General features: G+C 40.6%; 1 pseudogene. It reads left to right on the top strand.

From position 1 onward, the window contains the following. Positions 1-661: 661 nt before the first annotated feature. Positions 662-773, top strand: a pseudogene (locus tag CIK04_RS33725) (AraC family transcriptional regulator); the annotation flags it as partial.

The raw sequence follows: 773 nt of genomic DNA, 5'->3' as shown, positions 1-773 counted from the left end.
ATAAACCCAACGGATATTTTGAATATGGCTCAAAAAAGGTTACCAAGCTAATGAAGTTAGTATTTTTTTCTGTGTGGTTTTGCGTTGTGTTTTAGCCAAGCATCTTTTTCTAAAGATAACTTTCAGAGAAATGAATACAACTTGGGTGGGATATTAGACGTAACTAAAATTGATGCAAATAATGATTCGATCGAGGATTTTATTTTAGCAGCAAACCAAATCACGGTTGAGAACAGTGATCAGACGTATGTCATTGCTTCAAATCTAGATGAGATACAATGCAAAGCTCATGTTAACTCTGACCCAAAGAAACATAGTTAGTCTGATTTTACATGGCCAGTCAAGAGAAGTGCATCATCTTTCCCAGGCTCATTTGATCCTGCCATGTGTGGGCGATTTTCATGGCGCAAAATATGGCATGTCATTTATTTCTCAACAGGCGTTATCGTAAAAGCTTAGGGTATGATTTGGTTTCTGACCCCAACCAGATGCTCGTGGTAATACCAACAGAAGCTGGTAATCGATGACATACTTATATTGGACAGGGGAATCGCTCACTACAAGCTCTTTTATCCCCCAGAAGAACCCTAAAAGAAGGCCATCGTTTGATGCTTCTTTTATACTAGTTAACCCTTCGTTTTACCCGACAGTGTCAGCAGCACAGTGGCACTTGCTCACATCGATCGAACTGCTTTCGTCTGGTCTGTGTGTCACCGATGTGGCGTATTGGCTGGAGTTTGCCTCACACAGTGCCTTTATCGCCTTTTTCAAAA

This window comes from Vibrio sp. 03_296 (genome assembly GCF_002265885.1).
Note: the sequence above shows the minus strand (reverse complement) of the source record. Positions and strands in the feature narration are given on the sequence as shown.